The following is a 19,463-nucleotide window of genomic DNA, read 5'->3' as shown; positions in this document are numbered from 1 at the left end:
GTATGAGCGCCGAAAAACGTACTCGAACTGTTACTGGTCGCGTTGTTAGCGACAAGATGGATAAAACCATCACAGTTCTGGTTGAGCGCAAAGAGAAGCATCCGATTTACGGAAAATTCATGAAGCGCTCTTCTAAACTGCATGCTCACGATGAGAAAAATGAGTGTCAGCAAGGTGACCTAGTTACCATCGCAGAAACTCGTCCTTTGTCTAAGAATAAGTCTTGGGCGTTGGTTCGTATTGAAGAGCGTGCAGCAAAGGTGTAAACTATCGCACCTTTGCTCCATTAGACGGTCCGTCCGCATTGCGGGCGGCCTAAAAATGTTTGTGGAGTAAGACCATGATTCAAACTGAATCTATGCTTGACGTAGCTGATAACAGTGGCGCTAAGCGAGTGCAGTGTATTAAGGTCCTTGGTGGTTCTCACCGCCGCTACGCTTCTGTAGGTGACATTATTAAAGTCACTGTTAAAGAAGCGATTCCTCGCGGTAAAGTGAAGAAAGGCCAGGTTCTTAACGCCGTAGTGGTACGTACCCGTAAAGGTGTTCGTCGTCCAGACGGTTCAGTAATCCGCTTTGATACTAACTCTGCGGTTCTACTGAATGCGAGCGACGCTCCAATCGGTACTCGTATCTTCGGCCCAGTGACGCGTGAACTTCGTTCAGAGAAGTTCATGAAAATCATTTCCCTGGCGCCTGAAGTGCTATAAAGATCGAACAAAATACTGTTCGGTTTATGTGAAAACGCTAACACCGGAAGGTGTTGGCGTTTTTGAGCATGAGAGGGTAGCAGGAAGCGATATAGGTAAATTATGCGCAAAATTAAACGTGACGATGAAGTAATTGTCATCGCAGGAAAAGACAAGGGCAAGCGTGGCACAGTCATGCGTGTTCTGGACGATCGTTTGATCGTTTCTGGTATCAACATGGTGAAGAAGCACACTAAGCCGAACCCAATGTTGGGTAAAGCAGGTGGCATCGTTGAAAAAGAAGCAGCTATTGCAGTTTCTAACGTAGCGATCTTCAACCCGCAGACTAGTAAGGGCGATCGTGTAGGCTTCAAAGTTCTTGAAGACGGCACTAAGACTCGTATCTTCAAGTCTACCGGCGAAGTAATTGGCGGATAAGGGGAGATATCATGTCTAGATTAAAAGCGCTTTATAACGATTCCGTTAAGCAGCAGCTTAAAGATGAGCTGAACTGCCCTAACGTAATGGCTGTTCCACGTTTGACTAAAATCACTCTAAATATGGGTGTTGGTGAAGCGTTGGGCGATAAGAAAATGCTTGAGAACGCTGTTGCAGATATGACTGCAATTGCGGGCCAAAAGCCAGTTGTATGTTTGGCACGTAAATCTATCGCGGGCTTCAAAGTTCGTGAAGGTTGGCCAATCGGCTGTAAAGTAACACTACGCGGCGAGCGTATGTGGGAATTCTTGGATCGTTTGGTGGATATTTCTATCCCGCGTATCCGTGACTTCCGTGGCCTGAACCCGAAATCTTTCGACGGTCGTGGCAACTACAGCATGGGTGTTAAAGAGCAGATCATCTTCCCTGAAATCGAATTCGATAAGGTTGATAAGATGCGTGGTATGGACATTACGTTCACTACAACTGCTAAGAACAATGATGAGGGTCGTGCTCTATTGGCTGCCCTGAACTTCCCGTTCCGTAAGTGATAGGCATACATCATGGCTAAAGAATCAATGAAGGCACGTGAAGACAAGCGTGCGAAGCTAGTTGCACAGTATGCTGAGAAGCGTGCTGCACTAAAAGCAATTATCAACAACCCTAATTCATCTGAAGACGAAGTTTGGGATGCAGTGATCGCTCTACAGAAGCTACCACGCGACTCAAGCAAATCTCGTCAGCAGCGTCGTTGCCAGATTACTGGTCGTCCACACGCTGTATACCGTAAGTTCGGTATTAGCCGTATCAAACTGCGTGAAGCAGCGATGCGCGGTGATGTTCCAGGTTTGAAAAAGGCTAGCTGGTAATCTCCAGTTAGTATAACGGTAAGCGCAGTGGCTAGGCCCTTTGGGGTACCGCACTGTGCTGCACAAGAGGAAGTAAATGCATGAGCATGCAAGATACTCTAGCGGATATGTTTACTCGTATTCGTAACGGTCATATGGCTGAAAAGCAGGCCGTATCTATGCCGTCTTCCAAAGTAAAAGTATCAATTGCCAAAGTTCTTAAGGACGAAGGTTACATCGTTGACTACGCAGTAGAAGGCGACGTAAAACCGGTTCTGAACATTGAGCTTAAATACTTTGAAGGAAAGCCGGTAATTGAAGAGATCAAACGCGTTAGTCGTCCAGGTCTGCGTATCTACAAGAACGCAAGCGAACTACCAAAAGTATCTGGTGGTCTGGGTGTAGCGATTATCTCTACAAGCAAAGGCGTAATGGCTGACCGCGCTGCACGTAGTGCTGGCGTTGGTGGCGAAGTAATCTGCACGGTATTCTAAGAGGTATTTCAATATGTCACGTATTGCAAAAAGCCCTGTTATCGTACCTGCAGGTGTTGAAGTTAAGATTGACGGTCAAACTGTCAATGTTAAAGGTAAAAACGGCCAGCTTTCTCTAGACGTTCACCCATCTGTTGGTGTTGACCTAGAAGAAGGTTCTTTGAAGTTCACAGCTCGTGAAGCTTCTAAGCTGTCTCTTTCCTTGTCTGGTACTACTCGCTCTCTGGTTAACAACATGGTTGTTGGTGTAACTGAAGGCTTTAAGAAAACTCTTGAGCTTCAAGGTGTTGGTTACCGTGCTGCTGCTAAAGGCAACACACTTAACCTTAACCTAGGTTTCTCGCACCCGATCGATTACGACCTACCAGAAGGTATCAAAGCAGAAACTCCTAATGTAACTACTATCATCCTTTCTGGCTCTGATAAGCAAGTTCTAGGTCAAGTTGCTGCTGAGATTCGTGCGTTCCGTCCGCCAGAGCCTTACAAAGGTAAAGGTGTTCGTTATGCTGATGAGTATGTTCGCCGTAAAGAAGCGAAGAAAAAGTAAATAGGGCAGGGTTATGAACGCTAAGAAACAATCTCGTATTCGTCGTGCTCGCCGCTCTCGCCTTAAAATGCGTGAGTTAGGTGCAACACGTCTGTGCGTTACACGCACACCGCGTCACATCTACGCTCAGGTTATCTCTGCTGATGGTGCAAAAGTTCTTGCAGCTGCATCAACTGTAGAAAAAGATCTGCGTGAAACTGCTGGCGGTAACGTTGCAGCAGCAGAAAAAGTAGGCGCATTGATCGCTCAGCGTGCTAAAGAAGCTGGCGTATCTGAAGTAGCATTTGACCGTTCTGGTTACCAGTATCACGGTCGTGTTAAAGCTTTGGCTGATGCAGCCCGCGAAGGCGGCCTGGAATTCTAAAGGGATCGAATATGTCAAATCATGAACAGAAAGACGGCGATCTGCAGGAAAAGCTGGTTCAGGTTAACCGCGTCGCTAAAGTAGTAAAAGGTGGTCGTATCTTCGGCTTTACAGCACTAACTGTAGTTGGTGATGGTAAAGGTCGCGTAGGTTTCGGTCGTGGTAAAGCTCGTGAAGTTCCTGCTGCTATTCAGAAAGCAATGGAGCAAGCTCGTCGTAACATGGTTTCAGTTGAACTGAACGGCGACACGTTGCAGTACCCAATTAAAGCACGTCACGGTGCTTCTAAAGTTTACATGCAGCCTGCATCTCAAGGTACTGGTGTAATCGCAGGTGGTGCGATGCGTGCAGTACTAGAATTGGCAGGTGTCCATAACGTACTGGCTAAGTGCTACGGCTCTACTAACCCGGTTAACGTTGTACGCGCGACTGTTAAAGGTCTTGCTGCAATGAAATCTCCGGAAGATGTAGCTGCTAAGCGCGGTAAGTCCGTAGAAGACATTCTGGGGTAATCGACAATGGCTAAGACTGTTAAAGTAACACTAGTACGTAGCCCTATCGGTACTCTTCCTAACCACAAATTGTGCGTTAAGGGTCTAGGTCTACGCCGTATTGGGCACACAGTTGAAGTAGAAGATACTCCATCTGTACGTGGCATGATCAACAAAGTTAACTACCTGGTTCAGGTAGAAGACTAATAAGGGAGTTACAGCATGCGTCTGAACACTCTAAGCCCTGCTGAAGGTTCCAAGAAAGCGGCGAAACGCGTTGGTCGTGGCATTGGTTCCGGTTTGGGTAAGACATGTGGCCGTGGTCACAAAGGTCAAAAATCCCGCTCTGGCGGTTCTGTAAAACCAGGTTTCGAAGGCGGTCAGATGCCTTTGCAGCGTCGTCTACCGAAATTCGGTTTTACTTCTCGTATTGCTCGTTACGTTACAGAGATTCGTCTGAACGAACTTGCTAAGATCGAAGCTGAAGTAATTGATCTAGATGCTTTGAAAGCAGCAGACATCATCAAGCAGGAAATCAAAACTGCTAAAGTGATCTTGTCTGGTGAGATCAATAAGGCTGTCACTGTTAAAGGTCTTAAAGTGACCAAAGGTGCACAGGCTGCTATCGAAGCTGCTGGCGGTAAAGTCGAGGCGTAAATGGCTAAAAAAGGACCTATACCAGCGGGCAACCAAAGCGGACTAGGTGAGCTTAAGTCTCGTCTACTTTTCGTTTTGATGGCGATCGTTGTTTATCGTATCGGTGCACATATTCCTGTACCGGGTATCAACCCAGATCGTCTGGCCGCATTATTTGATCAGAACCAGGGCACAATCCTGAGTCTCTTTAACATGTTCTCCGGTGGTGCACTGGAGCGTATGAGTATCTTGGCATTGGGTATCATGCCGTACATTTCTGCATCGATTATTATGCAGTTGATGACGGTAGTTAGCCCTACCTTGGCTCAGTTAAAGAAAGAGGGTGAGGCTGGTCGTCGTAAGATTAACCAGTACACTCGCTACGGGACTGTAGCGCTTGCAACTGTACAAGCCTTTGGTATGGCCGTAGGCCTAGCCAATCAAGGTGTATCGTTTACCGCGGATGCCAGCTTCTATTTTGTAGCTGTTGTAACTTTGGTAGCGGGTGCAGTATTCCTAATGTGGTTAGGTGAGCAAGTGACAGAGCGTGGTATCGGTAACGGTATCTCCATTCTGATCTTTGCTGGTATTGTTGCCGGTCTGCCAAGTGCGATCGGACAGGCCTTTGAAGCAGCGCGTCAAGGTGATTTAAACATCCTTGCGCTGCTAGCTATTGCTGTACTAGCGATTGCTACAGTTGGTTTTGTTGTGTTTATGGAGCGCGGCCAACGCCGTATCACCATTAACTATGCTAAACGCCAACAGGGTAATCGTGTGTTCGCGGCACAATCCAGCCACCTTCCATTGAAGGTCAACATGGCTGGTGTGATTCCGCCGATTTTTGCATCCAGTATTTTGCTATTCCCTGCTTCTATGGGCCAATGGTTTGGTCAGAGTGAAGGCATGGATTGGCTGCAAAATGTTGCATTAGCGCTTGGCCCAGGTCAGCCGCTTTACATTTTGCTATTCTCGGTCGCAATTATATTTTTCTGCTACTTCTATACAGCGATTGTTTTCAATCCTAAGGACGTAGCAGATAACCTGAAGAAATCAGGTGCTTTTATTCCGGGTATTCGTCCAGGTGATCAATCCGCACGTTACATTGATACCGTGCTGGGCCGATTGACCTTATTCGGTGCGCTTTATATTACTGCTGTATCTTTGATGCCTCAGTTCCTAGTAGTCGCAGCGAATGTACCGTTCTATTTCGGTGGCACCTCACTCCTGATCGTCGTAGTTGTCGTGATGGACTTTATGGCGCAGGTTCAGTCTCATCTGATGTCACATCAGTACGAGTCCCTGATGAAGAAATCTAATCTCAAAGGTGGCGGCGCAGGACTTTCGCGCTAAGGCCACAACTGGAGTAGATCATGAAAGTACGTGCATCTGTTAAAAAGATCTGTCGTAACTGCAAAATCGTTCGTCGTAACGGTTCAGTACGTGTGATCTGTAAAGTAGAGCCGCGTCACAAGCAGCGTCAGGGTTAATTAATCCCTGATTTGGGCGCAGATGGTGTGCAACACTTGATTTAATTTTAATCAATGTGTATTATTGCGCGCCTTCTGCGAACAGAACAAATTTTTATTGGTGTTTGATAATTTCAACAAACACCTTTTATTAAACGGAGTAATAGAATGGCCCGTATAGCTGGAGTCAACATTCCTGACAATAAGCATGCGGTAATTTCTCTGACTTACATTTACGGTATTGGCCGCACGACATCGTCTGCGATCTTAGAAACTTGCGGTATTGCACCGACTACTAAGATCTCTGATTTGTCCGATGAGCAATTGGACATCGTTCGTGGAGAAGTTGCTAAATTTACTGTTGAAGGCGACCTACGTCGTGAAGTATCCATGAGCATCAAACGTTTGATGGACCTTGGTTGTTTCCGCGGCATTCGCCACCGTCGTAACCTTCCGGTTCGCGGTCAGCGTAGTAAAACTAACGCGCGCACTCGAAAAGGCCCGCGTAAGCCGATCCGTAAATAAGTGGTAAGCGATAGGAATTCCGAATATGGCAAAGCCAGGTAATCGCACACGCAAAAAAGCGAAGAAGCAAATAGCGGATGGGTTCGCCCACATCCACGCTTCTTTTAACAATACGATCATTACAATTACCGATCGTCAGGGTAACGCTCTATCTTGGGCAACTGCGGGTGGCTCCGGCTTCCGTGGTTCTCGTAAGAGTACCCCTTTCGCTGCTCAGGTTGCGGCTGAGCGCGCTGGACAGGCTGCATTAGAATATGGCCTGAAAAACTTAGACGTATTTGTAAAAGGCCCAGGGCCAGGTCGCGAATCAGCGGTTCGTGCTCTGAACTCTGTAGGCTACAAAATTGCAAATATCACTGACGTGACGCCAATCCCTCACAATGGTTGTCGTCCACCGAAGAAACGTCGCGTTTAATCTGGAGACGGTAATATGGCTCGTTATCTTGGACCAAAGTGCAAACTGTCTCGTAGGGAAGGTACAGACCTTTTCCTAAAGAGCGGTGTTCGCGCACTGGACAGCAAGTGTAAAGCTGAGACTGTCCCTGGTGTTCACGGCGCTCGTCGCGGTCGTTTATCCGACTACGGCCTGCAGCTACGTGAAAAACAGAAAGTTCGTCGTATGTACGGCGTACTGGAACGTCAGTTCCGCAGTTATTATAAAGAAGCGGCTCGTCGTAGCGGTGCAACAGGTGAAAACCTTCTGCAACTGCTAGAAGGTCGTTTGGACAATGTTGTATATCGCATGGGTTTCGGTTCTACACGTGCCGAATCTCGTCAGATCGTATCTCACCGCTCAATCACTGTTAACGGTCAGGTTGTGAACATCGCTTCCTACCAAGTTAAAGCAGGTGATGTTGTAGCAGTACGTGAAAAAGCTAAATCTCAGTTGCGTATTAAAAACGCTCTAGAACTAGCTGGCCAACGTGCAGCAGTTGAGTGGGTTGATGTAGACGCTGCAAAAATGGAAGGCACATACAAAGCCACTCCAGAGCGTTCTGATCTGTCCGCAGATATCAACGAACAGCTAATTGTAGAGCTGTACTCGAAGTAATTTTAACTTTAATTTGGTGGAAATATGCAGCGTTCGGTAAATGAGTTTCTAAGTCCACGTCATATTGACGTACAAGAAATCAGCAAAACGCGCGCTAAAGTGACTCTAGAGCCACTTGAGCGTGGATTTGGCCATACGCTGGGCAATGCATTACGCCGCATTCTTTTATCTTCTATGCCGGGTTGTGCCGTAACAGAAGTTGAGATTGAAGGCGTTTTGCATGAGTACAGCACAATTGAAGGTGTTCAGGAAGATGTAATTGAGATCCTCCTGAACCTGAAAGGGGTTGCAGTGTTGTTGCACAACAACGACGAAGTAACCCTGACTCTGAGCAAATCTGAAGCAGGTCCTGTAACTGCTGGTGATATTCAACTGAATCAGGATGTTGAAATCGCTAACCCGGACCACGTTATTGCTCACCTTAATGAAGGTGCGAGTCTAAACATGCAGCTAACTGTTGGTCGTGGCCGTGGTTACGTTCCAGCTGATCTGCGTGTTTCTGATGAAGAAGAGACTCGTGCAATCGGTCGTCTACAGCTGGACGCTACTTTCAGCCCAGTGCGTCGCGTTTCTTACGTAGTAGAAAGCGCGCGTGTAGAGCAACGTACTGACTTGGATAAACTGGTTATTGATATCGAATCTAACGGTACCATTGATCCAGAAGAAGCTATCCGTCGTGCGGCTACTATCCTTCAGCAACAACTTATTGTGTTTGTTGACCTGGAAGATGGTGCTGATCAAGCTAAGGATGAACCAGAAGAGCCGGAAATTGATCCAATTCTTCTGCGTCCTGTAGATGATCTGGAGCTGACTGTACGTTCCGCCAACTGTCTGAAGGCAGAACAGATCTACTATATTGGTGATCTGATTCAGCGTACAGAGGTTGAACTGCTTAAGACTCCGAACTTGGGTAAGAAGTCGTTGACAGAGATCAAAGACGTACTTGCATCTAAGGGCTTGTCCCTAGGTATGCGTCTTGAGAACTGGCCACCGGCTAGCCTGAAGAACGACGATAAAGTCGCTTCCTGATTCGGCGATAACAACTGACTGGTTTGGTAGGGATTTATCATGCGTCATCGTAAATCTGGTCGTAAATTAAGCCGTACCAGTGCGCACCGCAAAGCTATGTTTAAAAACATGGCAGTATCTTTGTTTGAGCACGAGTTGATTCGTACAACTCTGCCTAAAGCTAAAGAACTGCGCGGCTATGCAGAGCCACTGATTACACTGGCTAAAAACGACACTGTAGCGAACCGCCGTTTGGCATTCGCACGTACTGGCAGCAAAGTTGCTGTTGGTAAACTGTTCAACGAACTAGGTCCGCGTTACAACGCGCGTCCTGGTGGCTACGTTCGTATCCTGAAGTGCGGTTTCCGCCCAGGTGACAACGCTCCAATGGCTTACGTTGAGCTAGTTGATCGTCCAGCTGTAGAAGCTGCTGACGAAGCAGAAGATTAAGATTTCTTGATCTAAAAAAACCCGGCTTTATGCCGGGTTTTTTATTGCCTGAAATTTAGTAAAGGCATTACTATTACCCTTCAGATTGCTTGTTCGATGATAGGTTTTTAGCTGTAATGAATACTGATAAATTGGTTAAGTTTCTTCGCTACTTAGCTGCGATTCCAAAAAGTCTTTACGTCAACTTACGCTTATTACCTTTTGATCAAGCGATTAAGCTTCCTATTATTGTTTCAAATAGAACTAAACTCATTTCACTAAATGGTAAGGTTAAGTTAGATAAGGTTAAAACTGGCTTGGTTCGTATCGGCTTTACTGGTGCCGATATGATTGATTATCGCTACAGTCGAACAATGCTCCAAATTGATGGTCAGTTCACTGTTAAGGGCAAAGTTAAGATAGGTAAAGGAACACGATTAATTGTTGCCGGTGATTTGGATCTTGGCACCAATTTTATCGCCACAGGTGATAACACGATTATCTGCGAAAAACAGATGTCTATCGGCAGCGACTGTATGTTCGCTTGGGAATCTGTGGTCATGGACACTGACCAGCACGCAATATTCGATCAATCAGGTGATCAGATCAATACCGAAGATCGAGTGGTCATTGGTAACAATGTCTGGCTAGGTGCAAGAAGCTTTGTATTGAAGAACTCTGTGATTGCAGATGGCTGTATAGTTGCTGCAAATACTACGGTAACTAGATCAATTGCCGAGAAAGATGTGATCATTGCTGGAGCACCTTCTAAGAAAATCAAAGAAGGTGTTCACTGGCAACACTAAACTAGATCGTATTTAGTTCTACCCAATTGCTTAACCTGATTATTTCAGGTTAAGCATTGGCTTTAAAAACCTACCTGTATGCGAAGCTGGGTTCTCAGCAACTTCTTCAGGTGTACCTTCGGCAATGATCATTCCGCCTTTAACGCCACCCTCAGGTCCTAAATCTACAATCCAATCGGCTGTTTTGATCACATCCAAATTGTGCTCAATCACTACAATTGTGTTGCCGTGATCGCGTAAACGATAGAGTACGTTCAGTAATTGCTGAATATCGTAAAAATGCAGGCCTGTAGTTGGTTCATCAAGGATATACAGAGTTTTACCTGTATCACGCTTAGATAGCTCTTTAGCTAGTTTTACGCGCTGAGCTTCACCACCAGATAGTGTTGTTGCAGCTTGACCCAAACGGATATAGGACAAACCAACATCCATTAAGGTCTGTAGGCGACGAGCCAGTGCTGGTATCGCATCGAAGAATTCTCGCGCATCTTCAACCGTAAGATCTAAGACTTCATGGATATTCTTGCCTTTGTATTTGATCTCCAACGTTTCACGGTTGTAGCGCTTACCTTTACAAACATCGCAAGGGACATATACATCAGGTAGGAAGTGCATCTCTACCTTGATGACGCCATCACCCTGACAAGCTTCACAGCGACCACCTTTGACATTAAAACTAAAGCGCCCTGGCTTATAGCCACGCGAGCGTGCCTCTTGAGTACCGGCAAACAGTTCACGTACGGGTGTAAAAATACCTGTATAGGTTGCTGGGTTTGAGCGCGGAGTACGGCCGATCGGGCTTTGATCAATATCGATCACTTTATCAAAATGATTAATGCCTTCGATCGATTCGTGAGGTGCGGGATCCAAGGTAGTAGCATTATTAAGTTCAGTTGCTGCGATTGGATACAGCGTACCGTTGATCAGAGTTGATTTGCCCGAGCCCGATACACCGGTAACGCAGGTTAGTAAACCTACTGGAATCTTAAGATCTACATCGTTTAGGTTGTTACCGCTAGCACCGTTAAGGCATAGTTGTTTCTTACTATCAGCAAGATGACGCTGTTCAGGTACAGCGATCTCTTTAGTCCCTGTTAAATACTGGCCTGTGATAGAGGCTGGGTTTGCCATGACTTCATCTGGCGTACCTTCAGCAATAACTTGTCCGCCATGTACACCTGCGCCAGGGCCTATATCAATGACATAATCCGCAAGACGAATAGCGTCTTCATCATGTTCAACAACAATGACTGTATTACCCAAATCCCTCAAGTGGACCAGAGTTTTTAATAGGCGCTCGTTATCCCGTTGGTGCAAGCCGATTGAAGGCTCATCTAGAATGTACATAACACCAACAAGGCCAGCGCCAATCTGACTTGCCAGACGAATTCGCTGTGCTTCACCACCTGATAGAGTATCGGCATTGCGATCTAGAGAGAGGTACTCGAGGCCTACGTTGACAAGGAATCTTAGGCGTTCACGAATCTCTTTGAGAATCTTTTCAGCAATTTCGCCTTGTTTGCCTGTTAGATGAAGATTCTCAAAGTACTCTAAACTCTCTCCAATTGGTTTTTTAACGATATCAGGGAGTGTCTGCTGATCTATATATACGTGTCTCGCATCGCGGCGTAAGCGACTGCCGTTACAGGACGAGCACGGCTGCATATTTAGATATTTGGCTAGATCTTCACGAACGGTATCAGATTCGGTTTCTTTATAGCGGCGTTGTAAGTTATTGAGCACACCTTCGAATGGGTGTGCCTTATTGATGATATCGCCGCGATCATTTAGGTAGCGGAAAGTGACGGTTTCTTTGCCACTACCATTCAAAATAAGGTCTTGTTCTGATTTTTTCAGGGATTTGAATGGTGTATCCATATCAAACCCGTATTGCTCTGCTACCGCTTTGAGCTGCTGGAAATAATATAAGCTGCGGCGGTCCCAGCCTCTAATCGCGCCTTCGGATAGGGTCAGGTTTGAATCGTGAACGACTTTAGATGGATCAAAGTATTGCTTAACCCCTAAGCCATCACAGCTTGGACAAGCACCATGAGGATTGTTGAAAGAAAACAGTCTCGGTTCAAGCTCCTGAATACTATGTCCACATTCTGGACAGGCAAAACGAGCTGAGAAAATTAATTCGTCAGCGTCACCATCCATGTAAGCAACTTTGGCAATGCCGTCACTGAGGTTAAGTGCTGTTTCGAATGACTCGGCTAAACGGGTCTGGAGATCATCGCGAACTTTGAAGCGGTCAATAACTACTTCGATATCGTGCTTCTTGTTCTTATCTAGCTCTGGCGCACTATCGAGGTCAACGACAATTCCATCGATTCTGGCGCGAATGAAACCTTCAGCGCGCAAGTTGTTTATAGTGTGTAAGTGCTCACCTTTTCTACCCTGTACTACAGGTGCTAACAGCATTAATTTGCTGCCTTGCTCAAGCTCAAGTACTTGGTCCACCATCTGACTGATTGTTTGAGCTGCAAGCGGTAGATCATGATCCGGACAGCGTGGCTCACCTGCACGAGCAAACAACAAGCGCAAGTAATCGTAAATTTCGGTGATCGTACCAACCGTCGAGCGAGGGTTGTGAGATGTTGATTTTTGTTCAATTGAAATCGCAGGGGATAAGCCTTCGATATGATCAACATCGGGTTTTTCCATCATCGATAGGAACTGACGAGCATAGGTCGAGAGAGACTCAACATAGCGGCGTTGACCTTCTGCATAGAGCGTATCAAATGCCAGTGAAGACTTACCTGAGCCGGATAACCCTGTAATAACAATGAGTTTGTCTCGGGGGATCTCAAGATCGATATCTTTAAGGTTGTGGGTACGCGCACCCCGGACCTGAATCTTATCCATAATGGCTCTCAGATGTGGAAAACAAAACATCCCATTATAGAGATTTTTCGTGGCCGCTGTAGCTTTTCTAAACGATAAAATCTCTATGGGATAAGAGTGGGCGAGAGGGTGATCGCATGTTAAGCTTGCTTGTTATACGCGCAGGTTTATCAATCTGACGTGAGAGAAGATTTTTGGAGAAAGAAAATGGCACGTGGTGTTAATAAAGTAATTTTGGTGGGCAATCTGGGTGGAGACCCAGAAGTACGTTATATGCCAAATGGCAATGCTGTAACTAATGTAACCATCGCAACGTCTGAATCATGGAAAGATAAGCAGACGGGCCAGCAGCAAGAGCGTACTGAATGGCACCGTGTGGTATTTTTTAACCGTCTAGCGGAGATCGCTGGCGAGTATATGCGTAAAGGCGGCAAGGTTTACGTTGAAGGCGCGTTGCGTACCCGTAAATGGCAGGATCAAAGTGGCCAGGATCGTTACACGACTGAGATCGTAGCAAGCGAAATGCAGTTGCTTGATAGTCGTGGCGGTAACGAAGGTGGCTATGCTCCTCAGCAACAACAGGGTGGTTATGCACAACAGCCACAACAGCAGCAAGCACCGGCGCCACAAATGGCACCGCAGATGGCTCCACAAGCTGCGCCTCAGCAAGCTCCTCAGCAGCGTCCTGCTCCAGCACCGCAGCAAGCGCCTGCACCTCAAGCGGCGCCGGGTTTTGATGATTTTGATGATGATATTCCGTTCTAATATTTGTAGAGCTGGATAGATCGATAAAGACCTCGCATTGCGAGGTTTTTTCGTTTTAGGCCTTTCATAGGGCTTGGTTGGGAGCGCAAATCTATTTTGGATGCTTGGACGATTACTGTGGATCTTTGGAGGCCTATAGCAGAAGTTTTACGGGTAAATTTAGTGACAGCATAAATACAAACAGAATGATTTTTAGGAGTTAAAAAATGCCGTCAGTCGAAATTTATACCATGAGTTATTGCCCATACTGCATTGCAGCCAAACGCTTGTTGAAAAAGCTGGGGTGGCAATTTAACGAGATCGAAATTACAGGTAAACCTAAGGTTAAAACCACCATGGTTCAACGTACTCAGCGCAAAACTGTGCCGCAGATCTTTGTGAATAATCAGCATATAGGTGGCTTTGATGACTTTTCAGCTTATGTTCAAGAGCAGAAGTTACTGTGAGAGGAAGGTTGCGGGCAGTTGTTAGTCAGTTATCAGGGTGTTAGATCAAGCTTCGACTAAAAATAGCTACCCTGCTAAGGGTTTACTGGGCCTTACCGGGAGATTGAGGTATATTTTTTAAGAAGTGAGGTAACTTTCTGCTGTTATGCAGGGTGAATAGTTTTATTAGTCAAAATGAGATGCCGGAGAGTTTGGTTTAATGGCACTGGATCTACTGTTAAAGCCTATCAAAATATTAATTACCGGAGCTCATGGGCAGGTGGGGAGCGCGTTGACGCGTGCTGTAGAAGCGGATAACTTTTTTGAGGTTATTGCTTTGGGAAAATCTCAGTTAGATGTTACTGATCCAGAGCAGATCTCTGAGCAACTAGCTCATCATCTACCAGATTATGTTGTGAACTGTGCTGCGTTTGATGATGTCGATGAAGCAGAGTCACAATCAGAACTTTGTTATGCGGTTAACTCTGATGGAGTAGAGGCCTTAGCGTTTGCTTGTGGTGATCTGTCTATCCCAATGTTTCACTTATCCACTGACTACGTGTTTGATGGTCACTATGCCAGCGGCTACGCCGAAGAGGATGAAGTCGCACCTTTAGGGATTTATGGTGATAGTAAGTGGCAAGGTGAAGAGAGACTCCGTCAAGCTTTGCCGAAGCATATTATCTTGCGAGTTAGTTGGTTGTTTAGTGAACAGGGTAACAACTTTGTTTTGCGAACCCTTGAGGCAGCTAAGAAACAATCAGAGCTACAAGCTGTAACAGATCGTAAGGGCTGTCCTACCTCTGCATCTGATGTGGCCCGAGTTATTCTCGCTATGCTAAAGCAGATTCATAATGGTGCCGATGCCTGGGGCACTTTCCATTACTGCGGCGCTGAGGTGATCAATCGTTATGATTTCTGTAAAGAGATTCTGATTGCTGCAGGTCAGTACGAAAACTTTGATGTGGAAAAGTTGGTCCCAGTATCGAGTAAAGATTACGTCACTGAAGCATTACGTCCAAATACGTCTGTTTTAATGTGTAAAAAATTATTGAGTGTATTTGGGATAAGGCAGAGACCTTGGCGACAGGAGTTGCAATGGTTGATGCGAGATATCTATCCATCATCCTAGCCGCCAAGTACTATAGATTTCTTAACCCCAAGGCATTGGGGATTTAGAAACCGCAACGGCTGCAATGTAAATGAAAGCAAACAGAGCGCCTGCTAGTGCTGTTGCTTGAATTGCTTTGGTTTTGCCGCGTTTGATAGCGATTGTTCCTAAACCAATATACACCACCAAAGCGATCACTTTAGCTGTTAGCCAGTGATGAACAAACGGATATTGCTCAATCATTACCGCGAGCGTTAGCGCGCTGATCAGCAGTGCGGTATCAATAATATGTGGTACGATCTTTAACCAGCGTTTTTCTAGTTTTTCTGGGCAAAATAGTGCCAAGCCACCACGTAAAAGAAAGAGTACGAAGCTTAAGGCTATGCAGGTTAAATGGATGTGCTTAATGGCGAAGTACATTAGGTTTCCTATGAAAATTGGTCTAACTGCTGTTGAAATGAATTTGTGCTATTTTAGTGCGATAAAATTATAAATTACATGCTTCATTGATAAACCATGGCCAATTCTAAAGATGATACGCAAGCGCTGGTAGATCGGTTTGGCAGAACTGTCGACTATATTCGACTCTCTGTAACTGATCGTTGCGATTTTCGTTGTGTTTATTGCATGGCTGAAGAGATGACTTTTCTTCCGCATGCTCAAGTACTTACACTCGAAGAGATTGATCAGATAGCTCAAGCTTTTGTTAGCTTAGGTGTAAAGAAGATCCGATTGACTGGTGGTGAGCCGTTGGTTCGTCGTGATGTCATAAAGCTGATGCGCAGCGTTGGTCAGTTAGATGCTGAGTTAGCAATTACCACCAATGGTTCTCAGCTTGTTCATATGGCCCAGGATCTCAAAGATGCTGGCGTCAATCGTCTAAATATCAGTATTGATAGCTTGCGTGAAGATCGTTTCAAAGCGATGACCCGTATTGGTAAATTGCCAAAAGTACTTGCAGGTATTGATGCGGCTATTGAAGCAGGGTTTGATCGTATTAAGTTGAATGCGGTGGTTATGAAAGGCCGCAATGATGACGAAATTCTCGATCTTGTAGATTTTGCGCGTGATAAAGGCGTTGATGTTAGTTTTATTGAAGAGATGCCTTTAGGTCAAATTTCCGAACATGATCGTGGTGAAGTTTACTGCTCAAGTGATGAAGTTCGCGCGATTATTGAGCAGAAATATGAGTTACAGCCAACTGTAGAACGAACTGCTGGGCCTTCTCGTTATTATCGCATGAGTGATAGTGAAAGCCGCGTTGGTTTTATCTCACCTCATAGCCATAACTTCTGCTCTGAATGTAACCGTGTCAGGGTAACCGTTGAGGGGCGTTTGTTGCTTTGTTTGGGTAACGAACACTCTGTTGATCTTCTACATACATTACGTGCTCACCCTAATGATCAGGAAAAACTGAAGCAGGTTATTATCGATGCTATGGATTTGAAGCCTGAGAAGCACGAATTTGATCTAGATGATGAGCCACAAATCATTCGTTTTATGAATATGACAGGGGGCTAAACGAGTTCATCGTTGTCCTTGCTTCCGTACTTTCTTATTAAGGAAAATACTCATGTCCCATACTCCTGCCAGAGCGGAATTTATTCCGCTAAATATTGCCGTATTAACTGTATCTGATACCCGTACTCTTGAATCAGATACCTCTGGGCAAGCTTTGGTTGATCGTTTAGAGGCTGCAGGCCACGTACTTGGTGCACGTGAAATAGTTAAAGATGATGTCTACCAGATGCGAGCGGTAGCATCGCGTTGGATTGCTGATTCAAATATCCATGTAATTATCTCCACGGGCGGTACAGGCTTTTCGGGTCGCGACTCTACCCCAGAAGCGATGGCTCCTTTGTTTGATAAATCTATTGAAGGGTTTGGTGAATTTTTCCGTCAAGTTTCTGCCGGTCAGATCGGCACCTCTACCATTCAGTCCAGAGCGTTAGGTGGTCTTGCAAATGGTACCGTGATTTTCTGTCTGCCTGGCTCTACCGGTGCTTGCCGTACTGGTTGGGATGATGTGATTGCGCAGCAGTTAGATCATCGTCATAAGCCTTGCAATTTTGCTTCGTTGATCATGAAGCATCAAGAAGATAACGCTTAAGGTAAGAAAATGGGAAGCTGTGATTCTCAACCTGGTTTGATCCCTTTTGATGAAGCGCTGCAGCGCCTTTTAGCTGGAGCACATGTTTCTGTAGTGACTGAGATTGTGCCTGTTGCAGAGGCCTTAGGGCGCGTATTAGCTGAAGCTCCGGTCGCTTCTGTGTCAGTCCCTCCGGCTGATAATAGTAGTATGGATGGTTACGCTATTAATACGGCTGATTTGGGTGCTAAGACAAGCTTAGAAATCAGCCAGAGAATCCCTGCAGGTACGCCTCCGCAGTCTTTAGTTGCAGGTACCTGTGCCCGTATTTTTACTGGAGCAGAGATTCCTCAAGGTGCCAATGCAGTTGTTATGCAGGAAGATGTTCACCTTGAGGGGGATAAGGTTGTTTTTCCTGCAGATGTGCCGGTTGGTGATAATGTCCGCAGTGCTGGCCAAGATATTTTGGCTGGTAGCCAGGTGCTCGCAGTAGGTACACGTTTACAAGCCGCTGATCTAGGGATATTAGCGTCGGTAGGCTTGTCTTCTGTGTCTGTATATAAGCGCCTCAAGGTTGCGACCTTATCCACAGGTGATGAGCTGGTGGAGCCAGGTACCTCTCTTGGTGAAGGGCAAATCTATAACTCTAATCGCTATATCCTGACTGGACTTTTACAGGGTCTAGGTATGGAGGTTGTTGATCTAGGTTGTGTAGAAGATACGCGTGAAGCGACGCTAGCAACATTGGAAAAAGCGGCTGCATCGGCAGATGCCATCATCAGTACCGGTGGTGTTTCTGTGGGTGAAGAGGATCATGTCAAATCTTGTGTCGAGCATCTTGGTCAGTTGGACATGTGGAAGATCAAGATCAAACCTGGAAAGCCTGTTGCCTATGGGCAGGTCAAAGGCACGCCCTTTGTCGGTTTGCCGGGTAATCCAACGTCTACACTCATAACTTTTTGTTTGTTGGCGAGGGCCTTCTTGCTTAAGTTGCAGGGAGCTTCATTCGAGCCGCCGCTTCAGCTTTCTGTACCTGCTGGCTTCCAGAGAAAGCGAGCTATTCAGCGTCAAGAATATCTGCGAGTTCGGTTTGAGGATGGGCGTTTACAGCCGTTCGCAAACCAGAGTTCCGGAGTATTGATGTCTGCTAGTTGGGCAAATGGAATTGCTGTTATTCCTCCTCAGACAATTGTAGAAGAGGGTGATTTGGTCGGATTCATCCCGTTTTCTGAACTTCTCGGTTAATTACATTTAATTTCCCTGAAGTTTGCGTGAGAAAACGGTAAAATAACGGCCTTTTTAGTAGAGCTTTCGAGGAAAGAATGACAGATCAGCAGGATCCGTATAAAGAGATCAGACCGTTCAACGATAGTGAAGTAGCGGATGCACTCCTTAATATTCTTCACAATGATGAATTCCTGACCGCTGTTACGCGTTACCAGTTTCCTAAATTATCCTCGAGTATTGGATGGTTGTTAAAACCATTTGTTCGTATTGCCTTGGCTGCCAAGATTGGTGAGATCGATAGTGTCTATGAGTTTCAGATGCTGGTGGCTAACTATATGAAGAAGATGATTGGCCGTTCGACCACCAAGCTTACTTGTAGTGGTATAGATGAGCTTGATCCTGAAGAGTCCTACCTGTTTATCTCAAACCACCGAGATATCGCAATGGACCCAGCATTCGTCAATTGGGTTCGTCATCAATACGGCATGGATACAGTTCGGATTGCAATCGGTGATAACCTGCTTCGTAAGCCTTATGTTTCTGACATTATGCGTTTGAATAAGAGCTTTATCGTCAATCGTTCTGCGACAGGGCGTGAAATGATGAAAGCGCTAACGCAGCTATCTTCTTATATCGATCACAGTATCTTAGGCGGTCATTCTATCTGGTTAGCACAGCGAGAAGGCCGTGCAAAAGATGGGAATGATGCCACAGACCCAGCCATTTTGAAGATGCTTTATATGGCGCATCGAAAATCGCGTAGTTTTGCTGAGCAGGCTAAGCGTCTGAATATTGTGCCGGTTTCTATCTCTTATGAATACGATCCATGTGATGCCTTAAAAGCGAATGAGCTGCATGCTAAGGCGACTGATGGTGTTTATGAAAAATCTGAGTATGAAGATATCTCTAGTATCGTGAAAGGCATTACCGGTGATAAGGGGCATGTACATGTCGCTTTTGGTGATCCTATCGATGCTGACTTCGATACGCCTGAAGAGCTAGCGGCTGAGATCGATCGTCAAATTCATGAAAATTACTATTTGCACCCATCTAATCTGATTGCAGCAGGTCGTAGTGATGATGCTACTGCTGATCAGAAGGCTGGTTTAGAAGCGCGTATTAACAGTGTTGAAGGCGGTGCGCAGGATATTCTTCGTCAGATGTACGCTAATCCTGTTCTAAATCAGGCAACGCAAACACAGGAGTAA

The 19,463-nt window shown here is 45.8% G+C and carries 28 protein-coding genes; 26 read left to right on the top strand and 2 right to left on the bottom strand.

What is annotated here, in order from left to right:
* Nucleotides 1-2: 2 nt before the first annotated feature.
* The 19 genes from rpsQ (at nucleotide 3) to ACMXYP_RS16390 (ending at nucleotide 9,791) form a co-directional block, all read left to right on the top strand.
* Nucleotides 3-266, top strand: a complete 264-nt coding sequence (rpsQ, locus tag ACMXYP_RS16480; RefSeq protein WP_292949289.1) for a 30S ribosomal protein S17 — start codon at nucleotides 3-5, stop codon at nucleotides 264-266.
* A 74-nt stretch (nucleotides 267-340) separates the two neighbouring features.
* The gene (gene rplN, locus ACMXYP_RS16475; RefSeq protein ID WP_007021360.1) at nucleotides 341-709 is read left to right on the top strand and encodes a 50S ribosomal protein L14; all 369 of its coding nucleotides are present in this window, start codon (nucleotides 341-343) and stop codon (nucleotides 707-709) included.
* Nucleotides 710-811: 102 nt separating this feature from the next.
* Nucleotides 812-1,126 carry a 50S ribosomal protein L24 gene (rplX, locus tag ACMXYP_RS16470; RefSeq protein ID WP_415882732.1) on the top strand — a complete coding sequence of 105 codons (315 nt, stop codon included), beginning with the start codon at nucleotides 812-814 and terminating at the stop codon, nucleotides 1,124-1,126.
* 11 nt (nucleotides 1,127-1,137) lie between these two features.
* Nucleotides 1,138-1,677 (top strand): 50S ribosomal protein L5, encoded by a 540-nt coding sequence (gene rplE, locus ACMXYP_RS16465; RefSeq protein WP_415882731.1) that lies wholly within the window; start codon nucleotides 1,138-1,140, stop codon nucleotides 1,675-1,677.
* Nucleotides 1,678-1,689: 12 nt separating this feature from the next.
* Entirely contained in the window at nucleotides 1,690-1,995 is a 306-nt protein-coding gene (gene rpsN, locus ACMXYP_RS16460) for a 30S ribosomal protein S14 (protein ID WP_415882730.1), read from the top strand.
* Between the two features lie 80 nt (nucleotides 1,996-2,075).
* Nucleotides 2,076-2,468, top strand: coding sequence for a 30S ribosomal protein S8 (gene rpsH / locus ACMXYP_RS16455; RefSeq protein ID WP_415882729.1), 393 nt, complete (start codon nucleotides 2,076-2,078; stop codon nucleotides 2,466-2,468).
* Between the two features lie 13 nt (nucleotides 2,469-2,481).
* A complete protein-coding gene (gene rplF, locus ACMXYP_RS16450) occupies nucleotides 2,482-3,015 on the top strand; it encodes a 50S ribosomal protein L6 (protein ID WP_415882728.1) in 534 nt (177 codons plus the stop codon).
* A 13-nt stretch (nucleotides 3,016-3,028) separates the two neighbouring features.
* Nucleotides 3,029-3,379: a 50S ribosomal protein L18 gene (gene rplR, locus ACMXYP_RS16445; RefSeq protein ID WP_415882727.1), complete on the top strand. Its 351-nt coding sequence runs from the start codon at nucleotides 3,029-3,031 to the stop codon at nucleotides 3,377-3,379.
* Between the two features lie 11 nt (nucleotides 3,380-3,390).
* Nucleotides 3,391-3,891, top strand: coding sequence for a 30S ribosomal protein S5 (gene rpsE, locus ACMXYP_RS16440; RefSeq protein ID WP_297309703.1), 501 nt, complete (start codon nucleotides 3,391-3,393; stop codon nucleotides 3,889-3,891).
* A 6-nt stretch (nucleotides 3,892-3,897) separates the two neighbouring features.
* Nucleotides 3,898-4,077: a 50S ribosomal protein L30 gene (gene rpmD / locus ACMXYP_RS16435; RefSeq protein WP_415882726.1), complete on the top strand. Its 180-nt coding sequence runs from the start codon at nucleotides 3,898-3,900 to the stop codon at nucleotides 4,075-4,077.
* Between the two features lie 15 nt (nucleotides 4,078-4,092).
* The gene (rplO, locus tag ACMXYP_RS16430) at nucleotides 4,093-4,527 is read left to right on the top strand and encodes a 50S ribosomal protein L15 (RefSeq protein WP_415882725.1); all 435 of its coding nucleotides are present in this window, start codon (nucleotides 4,093-4,095) and stop codon (nucleotides 4,525-4,527) included.
* The gene (gene secY, locus ACMXYP_RS16425; RefSeq protein WP_415882724.1) at nucleotides 4,528-5,856 is read left to right on the top strand and encodes a preprotein translocase subunit SecY; all 1,329 of its coding nucleotides are present in this window, start codon (nucleotides 4,528-4,530) and stop codon (nucleotides 5,854-5,856) included.
* Nucleotides 5,857-5,876: 20 nt separating this feature from the next.
* Nucleotides 5,877-5,993, top strand: coding sequence for a 50S ribosomal protein L36 (gene rpmJ, locus ACMXYP_RS16420; protein WP_007021200.1), 117 nt, complete (start codon nucleotides 5,877-5,879; stop codon nucleotides 5,991-5,993).
* A 147-nt stretch (nucleotides 5,994-6,140) separates the two neighbouring features.
* Nucleotides 6,141-6,497: a 30S ribosomal protein S13 gene (gene rpsM, locus ACMXYP_RS16415; protein WP_415882723.1), complete on the top strand. Its 357-nt coding sequence runs from the start codon at nucleotides 6,141-6,143 to the stop codon at nucleotides 6,495-6,497.
* 25 nt (nucleotides 6,498-6,522) lie between these two features.
* On the top strand, nucleotides 6,523-6,912 hold the full coding sequence (gene rpsK, locus ACMXYP_RS16410; RefSeq protein WP_415882722.1) for a 30S ribosomal protein S11: 390 nt from the start codon (nucleotides 6,523-6,525) through the stop codon (nucleotides 6,910-6,912).
* 15 nt (nucleotides 6,913-6,927) lie between these two features.
* On the top strand, nucleotides 6,928-7,548 hold the full coding sequence (rpsD, locus tag ACMXYP_RS16405) for a 30S ribosomal protein S4 (RefSeq protein ID WP_415882721.1): 621 nt from the start codon (nucleotides 6,928-6,930) through the stop codon (nucleotides 7,546-7,548).
* Nucleotides 7,549-7,572: 24 nt separating this feature from the next.
* Nucleotides 7,573-8,577 carry a DNA-directed RNA polymerase subunit alpha gene (locus ACMXYP_RS16400; RefSeq protein WP_415882720.1) on the top strand — a complete coding sequence of 335 codons (1,005 nt, stop codon included), beginning with the start codon at nucleotides 7,573-7,575 and terminating at the stop codon, nucleotides 8,575-8,577.
* A 39-nt stretch (nucleotides 8,578-8,616) separates the two neighbouring features.
* Nucleotides 8,617-9,006, top strand: a complete 390-nt coding sequence (gene rplQ / locus ACMXYP_RS16395) for a 50S ribosomal protein L17 (protein WP_415882719.1) — start codon at nucleotides 8,617-8,619, stop codon at nucleotides 9,004-9,006.
* Nucleotides 9,007-9,122: 116 nt separating this feature from the next.
* Complete coding sequence (locus ACMXYP_RS16390; RefSeq protein WP_415882718.1) at nucleotides 9,123-9,791, top strand: acyltransferase; 669 nt, start codon at nucleotides 9,123-9,125, stop codon at nucleotides 9,789-9,791.
* A gap of 39 nt (nucleotides 9,792-9,830) precedes the next feature.
* On the opposite strand, the gene uvrA is transcribed toward ACMXYP_RS16390, so the two are convergent.
* Entirely contained in the window at nucleotides 9,831-12,659 is a 2,829-nt protein-coding gene (gene uvrA, locus ACMXYP_RS16385) for an excinuclease ABC subunit UvrA (protein ID WP_415882717.1), read from the bottom strand.
* Nucleotides 12,660-12,845: 186 nt separating this feature from the next.
* Here uvrA and ssb point away from each other — a divergent pair, with 186 nt between their 5' ends.
* From ssb to rfbD, 3 genes are all read left to right on the top strand, one after another.
* On the top strand, nucleotides 12,846-13,403 hold the full coding sequence (gene ssb / locus ACMXYP_RS16380) for a single-stranded DNA-binding protein (protein ID WP_415882716.1): 558 nt from the start codon (nucleotides 12,846-12,848) through the stop codon (nucleotides 13,401-13,403).
* Between the two features lie 206 nt (nucleotides 13,404-13,609).
* Complete coding sequence (gene grxC / locus ACMXYP_RS16375) at nucleotides 13,610-13,849, top strand: glutaredoxin 3 (RefSeq protein ID WP_415882715.1); 240 nt, start codon at nucleotides 13,610-13,612, stop codon at nucleotides 13,847-13,849.
* Between the two features lie 199 nt (nucleotides 13,850-14,048).
* Nucleotides 14,049-14,960, top strand: coding sequence for a dTDP-4-dehydrorhamnose reductase (gene rfbD / locus ACMXYP_RS16370; protein ID WP_415882714.1), 912 nt, complete (start codon nucleotides 14,049-14,051; stop codon nucleotides 14,958-14,960).
* Nucleotides 14,961-14,981: 21 nt separating this feature from the next.
* Here the strand turns inward: rfbD and ACMXYP_RS16365 are convergent, their stop codons facing one another.
* Nucleotides 14,982-15,359 carry a SirB2 family protein gene (locus ACMXYP_RS16365; protein ID WP_415882713.1) on the bottom strand — a complete coding sequence of 126 codons (378 nt, stop codon included), beginning with the start codon at nucleotides 15,357-15,359 and terminating at the stop codon, nucleotides 14,982-14,984.
* Nucleotides 15,360-15,455: 96 nt separating this feature from the next.
* Here ACMXYP_RS16365 and moaA point away from each other — a divergent pair, with 96 nt between their 5' ends.
* The 4 genes from moaA (at nucleotide 15,456) to ACMXYP_RS16345 (ending at nucleotide 19,463) form a co-directional block, all read left to right on the top strand.
* Nucleotides 15,456-16,460 (top strand): GTP 3',8-cyclase MoaA, encoded by a 1,005-nt coding sequence (moaA, locus tag ACMXYP_RS16360; RefSeq protein WP_415882712.1) that lies wholly within the window; start codon nucleotides 15,456-15,458, stop codon nucleotides 16,458-16,460.
* Between the two features lie 52 nt (nucleotides 16,461-16,512).
* Nucleotides 16,513-17,049 (top strand): molybdenum cofactor biosynthesis protein B, encoded by a 537-nt coding sequence (gene moaB, locus ACMXYP_RS16355; protein WP_415882711.1) that lies wholly within the window; start codon nucleotides 16,513-16,515, stop codon nucleotides 17,047-17,049.
* A gap of 9 nt (nucleotides 17,050-17,058) precedes the next feature.
* A complete protein-coding gene (gene glp / locus ACMXYP_RS16350; RefSeq protein WP_415882710.1) occupies nucleotides 17,059-18,273 on the top strand; it encodes a gephyrin-like molybdotransferase Glp in 1,215 nt (404 codons plus the stop codon).
* A 77-nt stretch (nucleotides 18,274-18,350) separates the two neighbouring features.
* Nucleotides 18,351-19,463 (top strand): 1-acyl-sn-glycerol-3-phosphate acyltransferase, encoded by a 1,113-nt coding sequence (locus ACMXYP_RS16345; protein ID WP_415882709.1) that lies wholly within the window; start codon nucleotides 18,351-18,353, stop codon nucleotides 19,461-19,463.

The sequence above is a fragment of the Neptuniibacter sp. QD34_54 genome, assembly GCF_047778055.1.
Classification (GTDB): Bacteria; Pseudomonadota; Gammaproteobacteria; order Pseudomonadales; family Balneatricaceae; genus Neptuniibacter.
The sequence above is the reverse complement of the archived record's forward strand: the minus strand, read 5'-3'. Positions and strand labels throughout refer to the sequence as shown.